Here is a 20,334-nt window from a genome sequence, read left to right on the forward strand (position 1 = left end):
TAAGACTTATTACCTAACCATTAGCTATCCCAAGCGTTCCTTTGACCAGTCTTTAGCACATCGTAATCTCTCATAAACTCAGAGCTAAGTTCAAAAAAAATAACCTTACCCGAGGGATAAGATCATTTTTTGATGATTAAAAGACTTTCATTCGTTGATCATAGTAAACGGGATGAACCGTTTGATCGCAATCGTGATAGAAGCTGACGATGTTCCGTGCAAACGTCTCACCTGAAATTTCCTCTAGTACTTGTCCACGAATCGCTTCAATTGATTGACTCTCAATTGAATTTAACTCCTTTAACAAGGCTTGAGCAAGTTCCCCATCTTTTACGACTAGTGTCCCTAGTTCACCATTAGGGCCAACTAATGTTTTAGTATAGTCATTCTCTTTTGCTACGATGGCTGTTTTACAAGCTAAGGCTTCAATATATGTCAAACCTTGAGATTCTGATTCAGAAGCACTGACAAAAACATCCGCTTGGGTATAATAATTAGGTACTTCATGGCTTTTCTTTTCACCTGTAAACACAACTGCTTCGGTGATAGCCAACTCTGAAACAGCCTTTTCAAGCTCATCACGTTGTGGACCACCGCCGACAATCACTAAACGAGCGTCTGGTCGGGATTGCAGGACTTCTGGCATCGCCTGAATGACCGCCATAATATTTTTTTCTTCGGATAAACGACTTAAAGATAAAATGATTGGCTGATCCGCTCTTAAATTAAGCTCATGACGAATATTGTGACCGTCAACAACCGGTTTAAATTTAGATAAATCAACACCTGTTGGAATAATACCAATTTTAGAATAAACCTCGTAGCCTCGCAATTGGTCTTCTACTCGCTTACTAGGGGCGACAACACCATCAGCCTGATTACAGAAATAACGAGAGAGAGCTGCCACATGACGTGGCCGCAACAATTTACCGCCGGCAATATAGTGCAAATAATCTTCGTACATCGTGTGATACGTGTGAATATGAGGGATTCCCATTTGTTTGGCAACATGTTTCCCAATAAACCCTAAACTAAACTCAGTTTGAGTATGAATCACATCTAGTTTCAGCTGACGAGCTATCCGCAACGCTTTGTAGTTGCCACTAATAGCAATCCGACGATCTTTAAATGACATAAACGCAATACTTGGTAATCGCACGATATTCTCTTCAGCAGCCTCCGCTTTAGGATCTGTGGTGGTAAAAATATAAACCTGATGGCCCATGCCTTCTAGACTTTCCTTTAATGTTTTAATTGACGTTGAAACCCCACTAACTTGTGGGAAATAAGTATCTGAAAATATCCCAATACGCATAATAATACTCTCCTTTTATTATAAACAACCTTCAAAAGCACCCTAACGCATTTAACATCGACTTGTTTTATTTGATAAGTTAATCTTATAAGAATTTTCAACAGATTGTATCCAACTTTAGTAGGATATTTTGTTAAACCATAGTCTTATTTTTTTCTACGTCTCCCAGAAAACACTCGTCATTAATAACAGGAAAAAAATTGGTCTATTCCACATATCCAGTTTCTTAAGGCCAAATAATAGCACCCTTTGTGACAAATTTGTTAGAGTATCAGGGCGTATCTTGTGGTATACTATTACTATAGTCATCGAACTGCTTGAAAATTTTTATTAGGAGGAATTGCAATGATTGGTCTAGCTTTATTTGCCATTTTATTTTTAACCGTCGTCCTTATTTGGTTCATCTGCACAACGATCAAAAGTTGTAACCCAAAATAAAGAGCCCTCATTTTCTATCAAATGAAGGCTCTTTTCTTATTTACATTTATATACGATGGCTTCATAAGGACGTAGTAGTAAATTGCCCAAATCCAAGGCTGAATCGGGATAATTACTTAGAATAATCTCAGTAGCAAGATAGTCATCAGTCTGAAAAACCGTTGCTTGCTCATAAAAATTAGCTACGACTAACCATCGCTCTCCTGCTAACTTACGTTCGTAGACATATAATTGCTCGTCATCGGGCAATAGTTCTTGATACTCGCCCCAAACAACAATCGGCTGTTCTTTTCTCAATGCGATCAAACGTTGGTAATGATAAAAAAGAGATTCTGAATCCGCCAAGGCATTGGCAACATTTATCGTATCGTATTCAGGATTTAACGCCAACCAGGGCGTCCCTTCTGTAAACCCACCGTTTGCCTGCCCATTCCAGTGAATAGGTCGCCGAGCGTTATCACGCCCCTTTTTATTGATTGAAAAAAGAATCTCTTCTTTCGAATACCCCGCCTCTAAACGTTCTTGATACATATTCAAACTCTCAATATCATCTAACTGATCTATCTCCGTAACAGGGGTGTTGATCATGCCAATTTCTTCTCCTTGGTAGATATACGGCGTTCCCTGTTGCATATGTAAAATAGTTGCCAACATTTTGCCACTTAACACGCGAAACTCTGGGCTGTCATTTCCCCAACGAGAAATGATTCGCGGTGTGTCATGGTTATTCCAAAATAAACTGTTCCACCCGTCCCCATTAAAACAAGTTTGCCATTTAGAAAAAATTTGCTTTAGCTTCTTAAAATCAAGAGCTTGCCAATCCCATTTCGCTTTACCAGGGATTTCGTCTAAGCCAATATGCTCAAATTGAAAGACCATGGACAATTCCTCTCGTTTGGGATCAGAATATAATTTCGCAATTTCTGGCGTTGCTCCCCAGGTCTCACCAACGGTCATCACATCATAGTTACCAAAGGTGTTGTGATTCATCTCCTGTAAATACTCATGAAGCTTGGGCCCATTGCCCGTCACTTCCAAATCCGGTTGCTTGCCAATTAAATCAATCACATCCATCCGAAAGCCACCAATGCCTTTTTCCAGCCAAAAATTCATCATATCCCAGACTTCTTGTCTCACCTGCTGATTTTCCCAATTTAAATCCGGTTGCTTTTTGCTAAAAAGATGGAGATAATATTGCCCAGTCCCTTGGTCCAATTCCCAAGCCGAGCCACTGAATGTCGAGACTAAGTCATTCGGGGCCTCTCCTTTGACTGGATCGCGCCAAATATAATAATCGCGGTATGAATTATCTTGTGATTGACGAGACTCCACAAACCAAGGATGCTCATCTGACGTATGATTCACAACCAAATCCATAATTAAGCGAATCCCACGCGCATTACATTGAGCAATCAACTGATCCATATCGGCCATGGTACCAAATTCTGCCATAATTCCTTGATAGTTACTAATATCATACCCGTTATCATCATTCGGTGATTCAAAAACCGGGCTTAGCCACAAAGCATCAATTCCCAGTTCTTTTAAATAGTCTAAGCGGCTGATGATGCCTTGAATATCACCTATTCCATCATTATTACTGTCTTGAAAACTTCTTGGGTATATTTGATAGACAACCGAATCGTGCCACCATTTCTTTTTGATCATTGATTATTCTCCTTCTCACAACAATGTATTTTGTTCCTCTAATGATTTGCTACTATTTAATTGATCCCCTTGTCACTCCGCCAATAATGTATTTTTGTGCAAAAATGTAGACGATAATCATCGGCAACATCGCCATCAAATAAGAGGAAAAGGCCAAGTTAAAATCAGTGCCAAATTCTGATTGAAAAACGTACTGAACAAGTGGCAAGGTATTATTTTTTTGATCATTTAAAATCAACAAAGGCAACATAAAATCATTCCAGGCCCACAGACAAGTCAAAATTCCAACAGTGGCATTCATCGGTTTCAACATGGGAAAGATCACTTTCCAATAGGTGGTCCACTGACTAGCACCATCGATGCTGGCCGCCTCTTCTAGCTCATAAGGAATCGATTTGATATACCCGACGTATAACATCGTGTTAAATGCCATACCATATACCACATAAAGTACCACTAGTCCCACTGGATTATCCATATGAAAAAAAGATGTCTGCTTCACAATCGGCAACATAATAATTGGAAAGGGGATAAACATGGCTGCGATAAAATAATAATACAACGCCTTAAAAAACTTGGAGCGCTTCATTCCTCGAGCAATAGCGTAAGCTACCATAGAATTGGTTAAAATAGTTAAAACAACAGCGAAAAAGGAAATGATCGCACTATTTTTAAAGGCATGAAAAAAATTAGTTTGTTTAATTGCGTTACTAAAATTTTCAAAATGAAATTTACTGGGAATTGCCAAGATCGAATCAGCCATTTGTTGAGGCGATTTGACGGCAATAATGATCACCATATAAAGAGGAAATAAGACAAAAACTGAACCGATCATGATCAACAAGGTTGAGGGAACATTGATTTTTTTTCGCATTACGCATCATCTCCTTCGCGGCGTTGTAAAATTCTCAATTGAAACAGTGAAATACCGGTAATAACGATAAAATAAACCACCGAATTAGCTGACTGATAAGCCATCTCGCCACCTTTGAAGCCACCATTATAAATCAAAAAGGCAATGGATTCAGTTGACTTAGCAGGGCCACCACCAGTCAAGGCAATAATCTGATCGAAAACTTGTAAAAAGTTTTTTAAAGATAGCACCATATTAATCGTAAAAAAGGGGGCAATCGAAGGGAAAGTAATTTTCCAGAAATTTTGCCACATATTCGCGCCGTCAATCGCAGACGCTTCATATAATTCTTCTGGTACCGTCTGCAAGCCAGATAGATAAAGAATAATATTCATGGCACAGCCTTGCCAAACTGCCACAATAATAATCCCAATCCAAGCCAACTCGACGCTGCCTAATATATTGTTCTCTAAAAACGGGACTTGTAACGTCGTGCCCCACGTCGGTAAGACATTCGCAAAAAAGTAATTAAAAATATAACCAACAATCAGTGTTCCTAACACATTGGGTAAAAAATAGATGGCTCTAAAAAAGTTTTTAAACTTAATCCGTGAGTTCAACCCAATTGCCACAAGCAAACTAATGATGTTTACTAAGATAGTGGAAATTATGGCAAACTTAAAGGTAAATAGGTAAGAACTTAACACATTGCTATCCTTAAACAAATTCAAATAATTTTTAAACCCGACCATATCAAAGGTTTTGTTCAAGCCATTCCAATTAGTAAACGAATAAAATACCCCTTGCAAAAATGGGAATGTGTGAAACACAAAAAACAAAATAACGGCAGGAATGGTCATCATATACATGGTTTTTCGATAATTTTTCATCTTGCTATTCCTTTCTGTTCATGACTTTTACCCATTCACGATCCATGGTTTCTAAAAAGGCCCTTTGATCTTGATTAATCACATAAGTCTGTACTTGAGAATCAAACGCAACCCCACTAGGAATTAAATGATCGGCAAAGTCCACTACCTGATTATTTTGAATGTATGGAGCCAAAGGCAACAAGTTTTCATTTTGAATCTCCATCCCTTTAATCGCTGGAATGGCGTCCTGTTCCTCTAAATAAAGGGCCACATTTTCCTCTTGATATAGAAATTCAATCAGCTCATCTGCGGCTGCCGCTTTTTGCTTATCAGTGATTTCCGCTGACTGAGCTAACATCAAGTCAACACCAGAGACTAAACGATTATTATCCGGCTCGTTGTTCACTGGCATCGCAAAAACGCCAATCTTGATATCTGGATTTGCTTTTTTTATTTCCGGTATCGCCCAAATCCCTTGAAGATACATCGCTGATTGACCATTAGCAAAGGCTAAGTTGCCATCTCCATAGCCCTGACCGTATCCATTTTTTTGGATAAAGGGGAAAAGTTGGCTTAACTTATCTGCCGCTTCCTGATAGCCCTCAACAAATGTGGTCTCCTTATTACGGCGCTTCTCAAAGAAATCATCTCCTTGAGTATTTGCGACAATCGGGTTCATGGCACCAAGAGTGGTCCAAGCATCCTTAATGGTAAAATAAAAGGGGTCGACCTCTGATGACTGAAAGGTCTCAGCCGCCGCCATAAATTCATCCCATGTTTTAGGAACAGCGATTTGATATTTCTCGAAAAGGTCTTGATTATACAAGACGCCACTGGCATTCGCCACAAATGGTAAGCCGTATAGCTGGTCAGTCATCCCCACATCTTTTAAAATCTGCACATACCCTTCCTGAGATTTCGCAGCCAAGTCCGAATCATCAAAATTTTTAAGCTGTTCCGCTCCGATTAATTCTGAAAATAAATAACTACCACCGATTCCGATTACTTCGGGCATTTGACGTTTAAATACCCGTGTTCGTAAAACCGTTTCAGCATCTGGTGGGTAGCTTTCAATCACCTTAATATCTGGATGTTCCTCTTGAAATTTTGCGATTAATTTACGAAAAGTAGGGATCGCTTCAGATTTGGTTTGAAAAAACTCAATCTCGACTTGATCGCTCTCTTTTTTTCCGCAAGCTGCCATCATGGCCGTGACACTCAACAAACAGATCAACAACCAAACTTTCTTATTCATCAACTCAGCTCCTTTGTATTTTATTACGTAAACGTTTAACTTAATAGCTAAAGCAAATAACTATTTGCTTTTTTGAGCCACTGACCCTCGCTCAACTAACTTATAGGGAACAATTTGGCTGGTGATCTCACTAGCGTTTTCACACTTGTTAATGATTTCCGAAACAGCCAGATCTCCCATTTGATACAAGGGCTGGTGAATGGTCGTTAATTCAGGAAAACTCAACAACGCCGTCATCGAATCATCAAAACCGCTGACAGAAACATCATGGGGCACTCTTAGACCACGCTTACCACACGCTTTAATAGCACCAATTGCCGCCTCATCACTGCCGCCAAAGATAGCCGTCATGTCCGGATAACGAGTTAATAAATAGTTGGCTCCAACTTCGCCCATTTCCACACCAAAATCACCGTTTCTCACCCAGTCAGGCTTTGTTCCAAGCTGATGATCTTTCATGGCTTGTTGATAGCCCTTGATTCTAGGAATACCCGCCACTGCATCTTTCTTATCAATTCCAACTATGCCAATTTTTTGATGGCCATGCTGAATCAAATACGTGGTAGCATCATAGGCAGCTTGGTAATCATCAATTTTAATATAAGGATAATCAAAGGTTGGTGACTCTGACGAAATAAAAATATGGGCAACCCCAGTTTTTTCTAGCAGATCAAACTGAAACGCATTTGGTTGAATCGACACAAAGATAATCCCCTCCACACGCCGCTCTGCCAGAGATTGTAACGAGCGCTCAAAATACTCAGCATTTTCGCCACTGTGAGACAGCAACACCGAATAGCCTAACTCTTGAGCTTTGCTTTCGATCCCTTCAACGATTAACCCGTGGTAATTGGTCACCACACTGGGAATAATAACACCTAGTGACTGACTAAAATTTTTCTTTAAACTGCTAGCCATTTCATTTTTTTGATACCCCAGTTCAGCAATCACTTCTTCAACTTTTCGTCTGGTTTTTTCGCTAAAACCATCTTTGCCGTTCATGACACGAGACACAGTGGCAATCGAAACACCCGCCCGCTTGGCGACTTCAACCATTGATATTGACATTTTTTTCACCTCCACCTACGTAAACGTTTACTGTCCTTAAGAGAACTTTACCATCGATTGTATCCATTGTCAATTGTTTTTTTACGACTATTAGCTGACTCTAAAAGCAAGATATTGACACTAATTTATTGTATACTTAGCTTAAACAATTTGATAGAAAGGCGGTTAACCATAATGACACAGTTAGATTTGACCGATGAAAGGTGGCAGGCGATCACGACAAATGATCGCCAAGCAGACGGTGACTTTTTTTACGCAGTCAAAACCACCCAGATTTTCTGCCGGCCCAGTTGCGCCTCACGGCCACCGAAGCGCGAAAATGTGGCCGTTTACTCAAACAGCTTGGACCCGATCAAACTGGGCTTTCGACCGTGTAAAAGATGTCAACCCCTCGGTAATAAAGTGCCCTTAGCAACTTGGGTCGAAGATATCAAAAACTATCTGCAACTTAATTATCAACGAAAACTGACTCTAGAGCTGATTGCCAGTGAGATCCACAGCAGTCCCTATTATCTCCATCACGTCTTTAAAGCCCATACAGGTCTAACACCTTTAGAATATCTAACGATGATTCGCATCGATAAAGCGAAACTTTTATTGACAACAACGTCATATCCCATCGCCACCATCGCTCGCTATATTGGGATTAGCAACACGTCATATTTTTCAGTGGTTTTTAAGAAGATGACAGCAGAAAGCCCCAGTGCTTATCGCAAAAAAAAGAAGTAATTCCTCACTTCTTTTTTAACGGTTAGCAAATTTTAAAAGGCTGTACAAGATGATCAACGGAACCCCAATCAGTGTTGAAGCAATGGCCATAAATGTTTTTAGCCGCTGCTTGTTTTTGAGGAAGAGGCTTAAAAAACCGATAATTCCCATCCCAAGTACGCCACCTAAAACATTCAAAATGACGTCGTCAACATCCAGTGCGCCGATATTGAAAATAAATTGTGCCGCTTCAAAACTCACACTAAGCAAGAACATTAAAAGAACTCCTGGCCACTTTCTTTTAAGCAACACAGCCAAGTACATACCTAAGGGAATAAACAACAACAAGTTGCCCACAACATTAATATCCTTTAGATCATTCATAAAATAGAAGGCTTCCCAATTTACTCGTCTTGGCCCAGAACTGGCATAATTCAACATATCAACTGGAGAATTGCCTTTAAACAAAATTGTCGAGACGAGGACATAGAGATAGACTAAAAACATCACCCAAAATAAAAGATTAACCTGCCAGCTGACTTTTTTATTTTTCATCGGCTCCTCCTTCTTGCATTATTATTACCCTAGTGTACCATTTTTAGGCGCTATCTTGCTCCACCTTAAGATGGAGTTTTGAAAATATTAAGAAATTGACAACCAGTCGCTTTCGCCATTAATCATTTATTTGGTGGTGACACGCTTAAAATGCTATAATCTTAACTGGAGTACTAAATATTAATGTTAGGAAAAGGTATGATGAAAAAAATTAAAATTGATTGGAATTACTGGATGGTCAGATTTTTATTTGTCCTTGCAGTGATCATAAGCTTTAAAGCTATCTCAAATTTTCATGTTTTTACAGATGGTGTTAAAAATCTGTTAGGTGTTCTATCCCCATTTATCATTGGCTTTATTGTTGCGTACTTATTAAGCGGTCCTCAAAAGAAGATCCAGAGCTTATTAGCCAAAACCCACATTACGTTTATTCAGAAAAAAAGTCGCGGGCTTAGTATCTTGATTCTCTATGTGATGGCCTTGTTGTTTATCTTTTTAACGCTAAACTATGTTGTGCCCTTAATCATCAAAAACTTATTGGATTTACTTAATCTTTTACCCTCTTTTTATGCCTATCTAACCGAGCTAGCCAACAGCTTAGAAGACAATGGCATTATCGAATTGATAAAACTAGAAGAACTGTTAAAATCAGTGACAGCCAGTTATTCACCTGAGAAGCTTATTTCCCAAGGAACAGCCTCCTTGGCTTCAATTGGGCTCTTTGCCAAAAGCCTCTCCTCGCTGGTACTCAACACCTTCTTGGCCTTCATCATTTCTATTTATGTCTTGATATTTAGAGATGCGATTGCCGCCTTTTTTACCCAGTTATTCAGAAAATTCTTATCAGAAACCACCTTTAATCGCACAAAAGGCTTTATCCAACACGCAAACGATATCTTTTATAAATTTATTGCTTGTCAATTTCTTGACGCCTGTATTTTAGGGGTATTAGCTACTATCTTACTTTCACTTTTAGGGGTTCGTTTCTCTATTACACTGGGAATTTTATTAGGAATCTGTAATATGATCCCTTATTTTGGCTCAATATTTGCTTCCATCATCACCATGATCATTACTTTCTTTACCGGTGGCTTAAACCTCGCTTTAGTCACCATTGTCTCGCTGTTACTATTACAACAAATTGATGGGAATATTATTGGTCCCCGTATTATGGGCGGAGCATTAAATCTCAACCCTATTTTAATCATAGTCTCGATCACGGTTGGTGGTGCCTACTTTGGCGTCTTAGGCATGTTTTTATCGGTCCCTGTTGCCGCCATCTTAAAAATCACCTTAATGGAGTGGCTGGAAACACCGAAAAAGGAAGACAGTCTTTTAAGTAAATAATAAACAAGTGACGGGAACAAAAAGTTCTCGTCACTTGTTTATTCACGTATAACATGCGATAAACTGCCGGTTGAAGTCTCCTCCCTGTAGCAACTTCCACTGTGACGAGTAACCGTAGGAGAAGACAAGCGACTTTATGTCCCAGCTCACGCTGCCTGACATAAAAAGGCCACTCATTCAAATTGGCAAAAGCTTACTCCGCAACCGCCTTAACTCTTTTGCGATCTTTTATCTTAATTTTAGTAATGTTGACCTTATCCATCTCAACTACTTCCATTTCAAGACCTTCATGCACACACCGGAAACCAACCCGGACTGCTTGTTTATAAGTATCTGTGATCACACCACTTAAACTAATGCTTTCAATTTCTGCTGGAAAATCAACATGAAAAAAATCTTCGATTTCCGTCAACGGCGTTTTACCATTTACCATAAACTCCTGCTCCGTTAACGGTCGAATGTTCTCCTCTTCACGATCCTGCTCATCTTGAATATCACCCACAATTTCTTCTAATATGTCTTCAATTGTGACCATCCCACTGGTACCACCGTACTCATCGACTAAAATAGCGAAGTGTTTATGACTGCTCTGCATTTCTGCCAGTAATGTCTTAACAGGAATCGTTTCAAAAACAATGATTGGTTCATTAACCAACGTGACAATCGCTGCCTCAGAGTTGGCAAGATAGGCCTTTACTAAGTCCTGCAACGTGATATAGCCAACAATATCATCTTTCGTTTTGCGAATAACCGGAAAACGACTATGCCCTGTCTCAATCGTAAACGACAAAGCCTCGGCTATCGTATATTCTTCAGGAATAGCCTCCATATCAAGACGAGTTACCATGATTTCTTTAGCAAGTAGCTCATCAAAATCAAACACATTGTTAAGAAAATCAAATTCGTCCTTATTGATTTCACCATGTTTCAAACTCTCATTGGCAATTAGTAGTAATTCTTCTTCTGAATGAGTCTCCTCACCCTCCCCTAACTTAAGGCCAAATAATTTTCCAATGCCTGTTGCTGAAGAATTTAACAACCAGATAAAGGGATAGGTTGCCTTATAAAAATAATGAAGAGGGGTTACCACCCACAAAACTACCGGTTCTGTTTTGGTAATACTCAGCGATTTAGGGATCAATTCCCCAATCACGACATGAACAAAAGTAATCAATAAAAAGGAGATCACTAAAGAAATGACCTGAAGAACGGCTGTTGGAATCGGTAGAAAACCTAATAATGGGTGCAAAAGCTCTCTAACGGTTCCCTCACCTAACCACCCAATTGCCAGAGACGTTAACGTAATCCCTAGCTGACACGCACTCAAATACTCATCTAAATGACCGACGATTTCCAATCCTAGCTGTGCCTTCTTATCACCACTTTGAGCCAAGCCTTCTAGGCGACTTTTTCTAATTTTAACTAAACCAAATTCAGCTGCGACAAAAAATGCCGTCAACATTATCATAACCACTAATATCAATAACTTTCCTGCTATCATTTAAAGACTCCTTTTCATTCACTACACGCCGTCTATAATATAACACATTAATCCGGTGACGCCTAGAATACTCAACCGTTTCCGCTAGCGCCGACCGCTTTCCTCGTACTGTCCGTGTGTCAGTCGTTGCTCATCCGACTTTTTGTTTCTCAGTGTCAGCCAAATTTTTCCTGTTATTCAGTCTATACTGGGAATTTTTCAAAAAAAAATAGAACAACAGGGCAGGACAGATGTCCTCCCCTGTTTCAGTTTCATCACATTTCTGTGCTAATCTTAAACGGCCTGTAGCAACTCCAAAAAAACTCGCTGACACGACAATTATTTCTCTAATTTCTCGCGAATTTTTTCCTCCTGACCAGCAATCCGAGCGTACCGATAAAAACGTGATTTGGCATTTTCAATGGTTAAATCAAAAAGTTCTTCCGAAAGCTCCGGTGCGATCCCCGCCAACGTTGCAAAACGAGTTTCTGAGGCCATAAAGTCCTTCATCCCAGCAAAATTCGGTTTTTTAAAGTCCAATGTCATCGGATTTTTGCCCTTTTCAAGCAATAAAGGATTATAGCGATATAACGCCCAGTAGCCAGTGTCAACGGCTTCTTTCGTATGTTCAAGGGTGATTCCACCTGAGATACCATGAGCAATACACGGCGTGTAAGCAATAATCAGCGATGGACCAGGAAATTTTTCCGCCTCTTCAATGGCACGGATGGTTTGAACCTGATTAGCTCCAGAGGCAATCTGCGCTACATAGACATGACCATAACTCATCGCGATTACGCCTAAATCTTTTTTAGCCCCACGCTTGCCATCTGAAGCAAACTTAGCAACAGCAGATGTTGGTGTTGCTTTTGACTTTTGACCGCCCGTATTAGAATACACCTCGTTGTCCATGACCAAGATATTGACATCTTCCCCGCTGGCAATAATGTGGTCGATTCCCCCAAAGCCGATATCATAGGCCCAGCCATCGCCACCGATCATCCATTGACTTGGTTTAACAAACAGATCGTGATTCTCAGATATCTCTTTAAGCAACTGACTCATTTCTGGCTCAGCTTCTAGAGCCGCTCTTAGTTTTCGCGCCCGCTGTTGGGTCCCTTCGCCATCATCTTTATGGCTCAACCAATCGGTCAATAAATCGCGAATATCAGGTGTTAGCTCCTCACGATCTAAAACTTCCGCCACCTTGGCTCCTAGATAATCGCGACGGGAATTATTAGCCAAATACATGCCATAGCCATACTCAGCATTATCTTCAAATAAGGAATTAGACCAAGCAGGCCCTTGTCCCAAATGGTTAGTTGTATATGGCGTAGTCGGCGCAGCACCACCAAAGATCGAGGAACACCCCGTTGCATTGGCCATCATCAAACGATCACCATACAACTGAGTTAACAATTTAATATAGGGGGTTTCACCACAGCCCGAACAAGCGCCAGAAAATTCAATCAGAGGTTGTTCAAACTGAGAGCCTTTAACGGAGTTTTTCTTTACAGGATTTTCTTTTGTTTTTAAGGTCATGGCAAAGGCCCAGTTAACCGCTTCTGCTTTTAACTCACCGTATGGTTTCATCGCCAAAGCCTTGCCTTTAGCGGGACAGGCTTCGACACATAAACCGCAGCCCGTGCAGTCTTCCAAGGAAACTTGAATCCGATACATCAAACCATCAGCCCCTCGCATTTCCCGCATGATAAAGCCTTCCGGTGCCTCGCTGGCCTCTTTCTCATCGATTAAAAATGGCCGAATCGCCGCGTGAGGACAAACAAAGGCACATTCATTGCACATGGTACAACGGTCCACATTCCACTCCGGCACTTCCAAGGCGACACCTCGTTTTTCAAAGGCAGCAGTTCCTAATGGCATTCGACCATCAGTCATATTGTTTGCTTTTAAGTCGCCCACGCTTAAGGAATCACCTTCTTGGCGATTGACAGGCTCTACGATATTGAAAACAAAAGACGGCATATTGTCTCTTTTTTTAGGCGCTTCCTGAGAGAGCAACCAAGACTGAGGAACCGCAATTTTTTGCAGATACGCGTCGGTTTCATCAATGGCCGCATTATTGTTAGCGACAACTTGTTGCGATTTTTTCCCATAATTCTTTTGAACTTCTGCTTTCATCAAGTTCATGGCGTCGTCATCGGGCATGATTCCCATCAATTTAAAGAAAGCCGCTTGCATGACGGTGTTTATCCGCTGACCTAAGCCATTTTGTTGGGCAATTTTAACGGCATTAATCGCATAAAAGTCAATTTCCCTTTCAGCTAATTGACGCTTTAAAGTTGCCGGTAAATTGGCGGCTAATTGTTCTTCATTCCAGCTGGTATTTAAGAGGAAAGTGCCACCCTTTTTCAGTCCTTTGATCAAGTCATACTTCTGGATATAGGATGCGTTGTGACACGCGACAAAATCAGGTGTTTCAACTAGGTAAGTCGATTGAATAGGCTCTTTGCCAAATCGCAAATGAGAGACGGTTAACCCGCCAGATTTTTTCGAGTCGTAAGAAAAATACCCCTGAGCATATAAGTCCGTGTGATCCCCAATAATTTTGATTGACGATTTATTGGCTCCAACCGTGCCATCTGAGCCGAATCCCCAAAATTTAGCTTGAAAGGTGCCAGCGGGTGTCAAATCCAACTTTGCTGTTGCAGGTAAAGAAAGTCCGGTCACATCATCCACAATACCAATGGTGAAGCGCGTTTTCAGTTCTGCTCTCGGCAACAACAAATGATCATAAACACTGACCAGTTGATCTGGTGTCACATCTTTTGAGCCTAAACCATAACGACCACCAATAATCACAGGATGGATATCACTGTCATACATGACGCTTTGAACATCTAGCAAGAGTGGCTCGCCACCAGCCCCAGGCTCTTTCGTCCGATCAAGCACCGCTATTTTAGTAACTGTTTTAGGCAAAGCTTGGAGGAACGCTGCGACAGGAAAAGGACGGTAAAGATGAATCGTGAGATGACCAACTTTTCTCCCTTGCTGATTCAAATAATCAATGGTTTGTTGGACAACCGGCGCCACACTTCCCATCGACACAATGATTTCAGTGGCATCTTCTGCTCCGTAATAATTGACTAAGTCGTAATTTGTTCCCCTTAATTGGTTAATTTCATTCATGTATTTTTTGACAATTCCAGGAACAGCTAAATAATGATCGTTAACCGTTTCCCGTTGTTGGAAATGAATGTCACCATTTTGATTGGTTCCACTGACATGAGGATGATTGGGATTCATACTTTTTGCTCTAAACGCCGCTAATTTTTCCTGATTGACCAAGCCACTTAACTCATCGTATTCTAAAACCTCAACCTTTTGGATTTCATGACTGGTTCTGAAACCATCAAAAAAATTAATAAAAGGCAGACTGCTTTCAATCGCTGCCAAATGGGCCACAGCAGATAAATCCATCACTTCTTGAACCGTGCTTTCCGCTAGCATCACCACGCCGGTTTGGCGAGCTGCCATCACATCACCGTGATCCCCAAAAATACTCAAGGCATTGGTCGCCACTGCTCGACTTGCCACATGGAAGACCGCTGGTAATAATTCACCAGCAATTTTATACATGTTGGGAATCATTAACAGTAACCCTTGGGAAGCAGTATAAGTGGTCGTTAACGCACCGGTTTTTAGAGAACCGTGAACCACACCTGCGGCTCCCGCTTCTGATTGCATTTCCACTACTTTAACAGGATGTCCAAAGATATTTTTTTGACCTTTTGCCGCCCACTCGTCTACTAACTCAGCCATTGTTGAGCTTGGTGTAATAGGATAAATGGCTGCAAGTTCGGTAAAGGCATAAGAGATATAGGCGGCGGCAGTGTTGCCATCCATCGTTTGCTGATTACGCATATGATATTCCTTCTTTCTTTAACATGCTTTTTGACAAACGCAGAAGCTGGAAAACCTCGATCACCAATTCCCATGCCCCACACTGTCAGAAAAGCTATTTCACAGAAAAGCGCTCCATTCTGATTATGCCTTGCACCCATCATCACAACGTTATCTATCAGCGTTATTTTTGTGAAATAATACTCAATGTTTTTTCAACATACTCATTATAACCCATTAGATAGTCTGTTTCAACGTTTTAAAAAAATATTCAGTTTTGTTCAATAAAACGTATAACTTTCACAAAGCTGCCTAATCAACAAAAAAAAGCTTGTGATCATGAACTGCATCATGATCACAAGCTTGTCTTTATTTCTTGCAGACAAAAAACCAGCGAGTGGTGTTTTCTTCTGGTTTTTCATCCGTAAAATCAGCAAAAATCTGGATATTATAAAAATTGGCATTCTCTAACATTGTATAGTAGTTTTCCATGGAGTAAGTTCGCTCCTGATGCAGTTCATCATGACGAACAAACTTTTGATCACCTTCATTTTCCTTGACAAAAAAAGTCAGAAAATGTTCCACGCTATGCTCTTTTTCACCGGGATAACTGTCCCACAAAAAGGCGAACTCTTCCGTTTGATAATGATAACTGTATTCAGGGAAAACCTCATCAACTTGAAATAAGGAATGAACGTCAAAGATAAACGTGCCATCCTCTTCTAAAGCTTGATAGACTGAATCAAAAACTTGCTGAACCGATTGACGATCTGGCATATAGCAGAGAGAATCAGAAAAACAAGTAATGGCTTCATAGGTTCCGACTTCAGAGAGGTCCATCATATCCCCTTGGACAAATTGAACGGCTACGCCTTCTTCTTGAGCCCGTTCACTGGCTACAGATAACATTTGTTCCGATAAATCCAAAGCAGTTACCTCATAGCCCTCACGAGCAAAATCGCATGCCAAAGCGCCCGTTCCACATGCCAATTCTAAAATCCGTTTCGTATCCTTTGGTAAATGACGTCTCGAGAAATTTAACCATTCCATGTAGAGAAATGGGTCCATGACCTCGTCATAGACAAAGGCAAATGTCTTGTACAGCATCTTAGTCAACCAAAGATGTCAAATTGACCATCGGGGCGTCTGACCATAATTTTTCTAAATTGTAAAACTCTCGTTCTGACGAGTGGAAAACATGAACCACAATATCACCTAAGTCAACCAAGACCCACTTGCCAGATTCTTTCCCTTCAATCCGGCCTACTTCAATCCCGGCTTGACGAGCAGCGTTGGCTATTTCATCCACAATTGCCCCAACTTGCTTTTCACTGTTCCCATGACAAATCACAAAATAATCGGCTAACAAGGAAATGCCTTGAACATCTAAGGCCACGATGTCCTCTCCTCGTTTGTCATCGGCCGCTTTGACTACTACTTCTAATAATTGACTACTTTCTATGATAATTCCCTCCTATTTTTTACAACCCACTGATTGTATGTTTCAATTGTTTTTGGGTAAATCTTCACTTCCTGGGCGATCAGATGGCTCAAGGTTTGCTTGGTTTCAAAAGCCACCGCTTCATCAAGATTGCGAAACGCCACAACACGAGCTTCCTCTACACCGGGAAATTGACGTCCTGGTTCGATAAAATCAGCAACGTAGATAAGCTTATCTAACTGACTCATCTCTTTAGCCCCCGTCGTGTGAAGACGAATCGCTTGTAATACCTCTTCATCCACAATTCCTAATTCTACTTTTGCCAGATACGCCCCTAAAATGCCGTGCCAAATCTGATTACCATATTCGATTAACGACAAATCAAAGCCTTGAGTGCGAATTAGCTCAATCATCTCATCATCTGGTCGCTCTTTAGCATAATCGTGACTTAAAGCGGCCATGCTGGCTCGCTCCAAATTAACACCATATCGTTCGGCCAGAGTTAAAGCCGTTGCTTCCACACCTAAAACATGATTAAACCGCTTCTCACTCATGCTCTTTTGAATCTGATTAACTAACCCCCCTCGAGTCAGACCATCGGAATACACTAACTGACTAGTTTTCATCCACATACAGTCCTTTCTCGTGTATATAGTTTATCACACTTTTAGGCAGAAGGTAGTTGATTGAACATCCTTCTGCAACTTTCTTGCGAATATACGATGAACTCAAATCCATCAACGGCACATCAACCCAAATAATCGGGTAGGCCGATTCAACTGGATAATTAGGGCGACGAACACCGACTAACTGCACTAAGGCCATTAATTCCTCTAAACGATGCCATTTCGGCAAATAGTCTACCATATCGCCACCGATGATAAAATAATAATCCGTGTTAGGATTTTTTTCTGTTAATTCCTTCATCGTGTCATAGGTAAAGCTCTTACCCGTGCGCTCGATTTCAACCGTTTCAATTTCCAAATGTTCGGCATCCGTTAAAGCTAAAGCTAACATCTCCAAACGGAAATCAGCAGAAATCGTCTTTTTTTCATCAATATGAGGTGGCTCATAAGCAGGCATTAAATAAAGTTTATCCAATCCTAATTGATGATAGACTTGATCCGCAATAATCAAATGAGCGTTATGAACCGGATTAAAATTACCACCGAGAATCCCCACTTGACGCCTCTTTGTTGGTTCTTCAAGAGGCGCCAGCTGGGACTGAGTTAAGACTTGACATCTTCCCTTAGTTTCCACTATAACTCACCTCATCATTTTATAATTTACGGACATCTATAGATAATTTCTGATTAGCCGCTTTGGATGAAGCCTTAAACAAGACTAACACACGGCCAATAATTTGCACCACATCACAGTTAATTTCTTTTTCAAGTGTCGCTGCTACATCCGTTGCGATCTCATCTGTGTTTTGTAAAAGATTTATTTTAATCAATTCTCTTTTTTCAAGAGCTTCTTCAATTTGCGTGATCATCGCCTCGTTTAGCCCCCCTTTACCAATTTGAAATAACGGGCTTAAATGATGGGCCTGACTACGTAAAAAGCGTTTTTGTTTACCTCTTAATTCCATGTTTCTCCTCTTTTCTAACCTTCCATGAAGGAAGTGTCTAACTTACTATACTAATGCTTTGCGACGAATAACGTCAACACCCTTAGGAGCCCAACCGGCTACCACACAAGGCTCACTGACCATGATCCAGCCTAAGCCAGCAAAGACGATATCCGTATTTTCCTTAACTGAGAATTCAAAACGGACCAACTCGGGAAAGTCGCCAACTTCATCAGGACGGGGCGGCTGCAAAAGTCCACCTACATGTTTCTGATAGAACTCATCAGCCTTTTCCAATTTAGTTCGGTGAATTTCCACGTCATTTGACACATATGCCACAAATGAACTGCGTTTTCCTTGAAGAAAATCAAAGCGGGCTAACCCGCCTAAGAACAAGGTTTGCTCTGGATTAAGTTGATAGACTTTCGGTTTAATTTCTTTCGTAGGCGCAATAATCCGCAAATCCTTTTTCCCTAAATAATGAGCCATTTGGAAGTTATGAATAATCCCAGGCGTATCAATTAGCAACTTGCCATCTTCCAAAGGTATTTCAATTTTATCCAAGGTTGTCCCAGGAAACTGAGAGGTTGTGATTAATTCTTGGACACCCGCTGTTGATTTAATAATAGCGTTGATTAAGGTCGACTTACCCACATTGGTGACACCTACGACGTAAACGTCTCGTCCCTGACGGTATTTTTCAATTGTCTCTAACAAAGTTTCCATTTCCAATGGTTTTTTGGCACTCGTCAAAATCACATCAATTGGACGTAATCCTGCTTCATGAGCTCGCTCTCGCATCCATTGAGTCATCTTGCCACGTTTCAAAGATTTCGGTAAAATATCCACCTTATTCCCCACTAGCAAGATCGGGTTACTGCCCACAAAACGATGCAATCCAGGGATAATACTGCCATTAAAATCGAAAATATCTACCACGTTTACGATTAAAGCATCTTCTTGGCCAATGCCATTTAACAAACGAAGAAAATCGTCATCCGTCAATGACACATCTTGAATGTCATTATAATGACGCAGGCGGAAACAACGTTGACAGTATACTTCCCCTGTTTCCAAGCCCTTTTCTAAAGCAGAGGAAGGGGTAAAGCCCACCTCAGCTTTATCCTCTGTTTGAATAACCGAACCACAACCTATACAACGAATTTCTTCGTTCATCCTAAATCACTTCTCCATTCCATATCTGAATGCTTTCTTTTTAACGTTTTCATGACCACTTTTTCCATCGCCCGATTTGGCTTGGTGTTCCACGCATCCGAAGCCACAATCGGTCGAACGAGGATGGAACGAATTCCAGCACCATTCGACGCTCTGATATCCGTCATCAACTGATCGCCAACCATGATGATCTCCTTTTTAGGTAATCCCAACTTATTGGCGGCCTCATTCATCCCTTTTGCTAAAGGTTTCAATGCTCGCGCCACATAGTCAAGCTCTAAATGGGAAATCGCCCGTTCCACCCGTTCAGCTTTATTATTCGACACAACAACCACTGGAATCCCCGCCTCTTTCATCGTGTCAATCCAATGTAACAATTCTTTTGTCCCGTCTGGATTATTCCAGGCGATCAATGTGTTATCCAAGTCGGTTAGGACAGCTCTAATATTGTATTTAGCCAATTGCTCTGGCGTTAACTGATAAATGGCTTCCAACATCCAAGTTGGCTTAAATTTTGAAAACATACATACTCCTTTCAAGGGTGTCTCACATCAAATGAATCCCGTACTTTCTCACCTAAAAAACAGGCGTACTGACTCAGCACCCCTTTCATCCACTTTATTATACATTATTTCCATGCTATTTTCATCCTATAACCACTACTTTTCTCAGACCCTTAAAAACAAACTAAAACCTCATGATCTTTTACGACCTCTCAAATGAC

The 20,334-nt window shown here is 40.8% G+C and carries 17 protein-coding genes and 1 pseudogene; 2 read left to right on the forward strand and 16 right to left on the reverse strand.

Annotation, left to right across the window (positions count from 1 at the left end; translation table 11 throughout):
- Positions 1-136: 136 nt before the first annotated feature.
- The 6 genes from I6N95_RS05640 to I6N95_RS05665 all read right to left on the reverse strand — a co-directional run bounded on the left by I6N95_RS05640 (position 137) and on the right by I6N95_RS05665 (position 7,469).
- Positions 137-1,315, reverse strand: coding sequence for a glycosyltransferase family 4 protein (locus I6N95_RS05640; RefSeq protein ID WP_209525489.1), 1,179 nt, complete (start codon positions 1,313-1,315; stop codon positions 137-139).
- 474 nt (positions 1,316-1,789) lie between these two features.
- Positions 1,790-3,421 (reverse strand): glycoside hydrolase family 13 protein, encoded by a 1,632-nt coding sequence (locus I6N95_RS05645; protein ID WP_245249272.1) that lies wholly within the window; start codon positions 3,419-3,421, stop codon positions 1,790-1,792.
- Between the two features lie 52 nt (positions 3,422-3,473).
- Positions 3,474-4,295, reverse strand: coding sequence for a carbohydrate ABC transporter permease (locus I6N95_RS05650; RefSeq protein ID WP_209525491.1), 822 nt, complete (start codon positions 4,293-4,295; stop codon positions 3,474-3,476).
- Positions 4,295-5,164 carry a carbohydrate ABC transporter permease gene (locus I6N95_RS05655; protein WP_209525493.1) on the reverse strand — a complete coding sequence of 290 codons (870 nt, stop codon included), beginning with the start codon at positions 5,162-5,164 and terminating at the stop codon, positions 4,295-4,297. The genes I6N95_RS05650 and I6N95_RS05655 overlap by 1 nt, the downstream gene beginning before the upstream one ends.
- A 4-nt stretch (positions 5,165-5,168) precedes the next feature.
- Complete coding sequence (locus I6N95_RS05660) at positions 5,169-6,401, reverse strand: ABC transporter substrate-binding protein (protein WP_209525495.1); 1,233 nt, start codon at positions 6,399-6,401, stop codon at positions 5,169-5,171.
- A gap of 60 nt (positions 6,402-6,461) precedes the next feature.
- Complete coding sequence (locus I6N95_RS05665) at positions 6,462-7,469, reverse strand: LacI family DNA-binding transcriptional regulator (protein ID WP_209525497.1); 1,008 nt, start codon at positions 7,467-7,469, stop codon at positions 6,462-6,464.
- 174 nt (positions 7,470-7,643) lie between these two features.
- On the opposite strand from I6N95_RS05665, the gene I6N95_RS05670 reads away from it, so the two are divergent.
- A complete protein-coding gene (locus tag I6N95_RS05670) occupies positions 7,644-8,198 on the forward strand; it encodes a bifunctional transcriptional activator/DNA repair enzyme AdaA (RefSeq protein WP_209525499.1) in 555 nt (184 codons plus the stop codon).
- Positions 8,199-8,213: 15 nt separating this feature from the next.
- Here I6N95_RS05670 and I6N95_RS05675 read toward each other — a convergent pair whose 3' ends face one another.
- On the reverse strand, positions 8,214-8,732 hold the full coding sequence (locus I6N95_RS05675) for a VanZ family protein (protein WP_209525501.1): 519 nt from the start codon (positions 8,730-8,732) through the stop codon (positions 8,214-8,216).
- Positions 8,733-8,933: 201 nt separating this feature from the next.
- On the opposite strand from I6N95_RS05675, the gene I6N95_RS05680 reads away from it, so the two are divergent.
- Complete coding sequence (locus tag I6N95_RS05680) at positions 8,934-10,079, forward strand: AI-2E family transporter (protein WP_209525504.1); 1,146 nt, start codon at positions 8,934-8,936, stop codon at positions 10,077-10,079.
- Positions 10,080-10,272: 193 nt separating this feature from the next.
- On the opposite strand, the gene I6N95_RS05685 is transcribed toward I6N95_RS05680, so the two are convergent.
- The 9 genes and pseudogenes from I6N95_RS05685 to I6N95_RS05725 all read right to left on the reverse strand — a co-directional run bounded on the left by I6N95_RS05685 (position 10,273) and on the right by I6N95_RS05725 (position 20,134).
- Positions 10,273-11,580, reverse strand: a complete 1,308-nt coding sequence (locus tag I6N95_RS05685) for a hemolysin family protein (protein WP_245249273.1) — start codon at positions 11,578-11,580, stop codon at positions 10,273-10,275.
- 321 nt (positions 11,581-11,901) lie between these two features.
- Positions 11,902-15,444 (reverse strand): annotated as a pseudogene (gene nifJ / locus I6N95_RS05690) (pyruvate:ferredoxin (flavodoxin) oxidoreductase); the annotation flags it as partial.
- A gap of 348 nt (positions 15,445-15,792) precedes the next feature.
- Complete coding sequence (locus I6N95_RS05695; RefSeq protein WP_209525508.1) at positions 15,793-16,530, reverse strand: class I SAM-dependent DNA methyltransferase; 738 nt, start codon at positions 16,528-16,530, stop codon at positions 15,793-15,795.
- Position 16,531: 1 nt separating this feature from the next.
- Positions 16,532-16,891, reverse strand: a complete 360-nt coding sequence (rsfS, locus tag I6N95_RS05700; RefSeq protein WP_209526097.1) for a ribosome silencing factor — start codon at positions 16,889-16,891, stop codon at positions 16,532-16,534.
- The gene (gene yqeK / locus I6N95_RS05705; protein WP_430727528.1) at positions 16,882-17,418 is read right to left on the reverse strand and encodes a bis(5'-nucleosyl)-tetraphosphatase (symmetrical) YqeK; all 537 of its coding nucleotides are present in this window, start codon (positions 17,416-17,418) and stop codon (positions 16,882-16,884) included. The genes rsfS and yqeK overlap by 10 nt, the downstream gene beginning before the upstream one ends.
- A gap of 61 nt (positions 17,419-17,479) precedes the next feature.
- Positions 17,480-18,082: a nicotinate-nucleotide adenylyltransferase gene (locus I6N95_RS05710; protein WP_209526095.1), complete on the reverse strand. Its 603-nt coding sequence runs from the start codon at positions 18,080-18,082 to the stop codon at positions 17,480-17,482.
- A gap of 61 nt (positions 18,083-18,143) precedes the next feature.
- Complete coding sequence (yhbY, locus tag I6N95_RS05715; protein WP_209525511.1) at positions 18,144-18,455, reverse strand: ribosome assembly RNA-binding protein YhbY; 312 nt, start codon at positions 18,453-18,455, stop codon at positions 18,144-18,146.
- 45 nt (positions 18,456-18,500) lie between these two features.
- Positions 18,501-19,610, reverse strand: a complete 1,110-nt coding sequence (gene yqeH / locus I6N95_RS05720; RefSeq protein WP_209525512.1) for a ribosome biogenesis GTPase YqeH — start codon at positions 19,608-19,610, stop codon at positions 18,501-18,503.
- Positions 19,607-20,134 carry a YqeG family HAD IIIA-type phosphatase gene (locus I6N95_RS05725; RefSeq protein ID WP_209525514.1) on the reverse strand — a complete coding sequence of 176 codons (528 nt, stop codon included), beginning with the start codon at positions 20,132-20,134 and terminating at the stop codon, positions 19,607-19,609. Before I6N95_RS05725 ends, yqeH begins: the two co-directional genes overlap by 4 nt.
- Positions 20,135-20,334 lie beyond the last annotated feature (200 nt).

Source organism: Vagococcus allomyrinae, from assembly GCF_017829975.1.
GTDB classification, from domain to species: Bacteria; Bacillota; Bacilli; order Lactobacillales; family Vagococcaceae; genus Vagococcus_D; species Vagococcus_D allomyrinae.

Coding starts and splice junctions, on each gene's coding strand:
- I6N95_RS05670 (WP_209525499.1), top strand. CDS start 7,644: ATGACACAGTTAGATTTGACCGATGAAAGGTGGCAGGCGATCACGACA.
- I6N95_RS05655 (WP_209525493.1), bottom strand. CDS start 5,164: ATGAAAAATTATCGAAAAACCATGTATATGATGACCATTCCTGCCGTT.
- yhbY (WP_209525511.1), bottom strand. CDS start 18,455: ATGGAATTAAGAGGTAAACAAAAACGCTTTTTACGTAGTCAGGCCCAT.
- I6N95_RS05650 (WP_209525491.1), bottom strand. CDS start 4,295: ATGCGAAAAAAAATCAATGTTCCCTCAACCTTGTTGATCATGATCGGT.
- yqeH (WP_209525512.1), bottom strand. CDS start 19,610: ATGAACGAAGAAATTCGTTGTATAGGTTGTGGTTCGGTTATTCAAACA.
- I6N95_RS05660 (WP_209525495.1), bottom strand. CDS start 6,401: ATGAATAAGAAAGTTTGGTTGTTGATCTGTTTGTTGAGTGTCACGGCC.
- I6N95_RS05695 (WP_209525508.1), bottom strand. CDS start 16,530: ATGCTGTACAAGACATTTGCCTTTGTCTATGACGAGGTCATGGACCCA.
- I6N95_RS05665 (WP_209525497.1), bottom strand. CDS start 7,469: ATGTCAATATCAATGGTTGAAGTCGCCAAGCGGGCGGGTGTTTCGATT.
- I6N95_RS05645 (WP_245249272.1), bottom strand. CDS start 3,421: ATGATCAAAAAGAAATGGTGGCACGATTCGGTTGTCTATCAAATATAC.
- I6N95_RS05640 (WP_209525489.1), bottom strand. CDS start 1,315: ATGCGTATTGGGATATTTTCAGATACTTATTTCCCACAAGTTAGTGGG.
- I6N95_RS05725 (WP_209525514.1), bottom strand. CDS start 20,134: ATGTTTTCAAAATTTAAGCCAACTTGGATGTTGGAAGCCATTTATCAG.
- yqeK (WP_430727528.1), bottom strand. CDS start 17,418: ATGAGTGAGAAGCGGTTTAATCATGTTTTAGGTGTGGAAGCAACGGCT.
- I6N95_RS05685 (WP_245249273.1), bottom strand. CDS start 11,580: ATGATAGCAGGAAAGTTATTGATATTAGTGGTTATGATAATGTTGACG.
- I6N95_RS05680 (WP_209525504.1), top strand. CDS start 8,934: ATGAAAAAAATTAAAATTGATTGGAATTACTGGATGGTCAGATTTTTA.
- I6N95_RS05675 (WP_209525501.1), bottom strand. CDS start 8,732: ATGAAAAATAAAAAAGTCAGCTGGCAGGTTAATCTTTTATTTTGGGTG.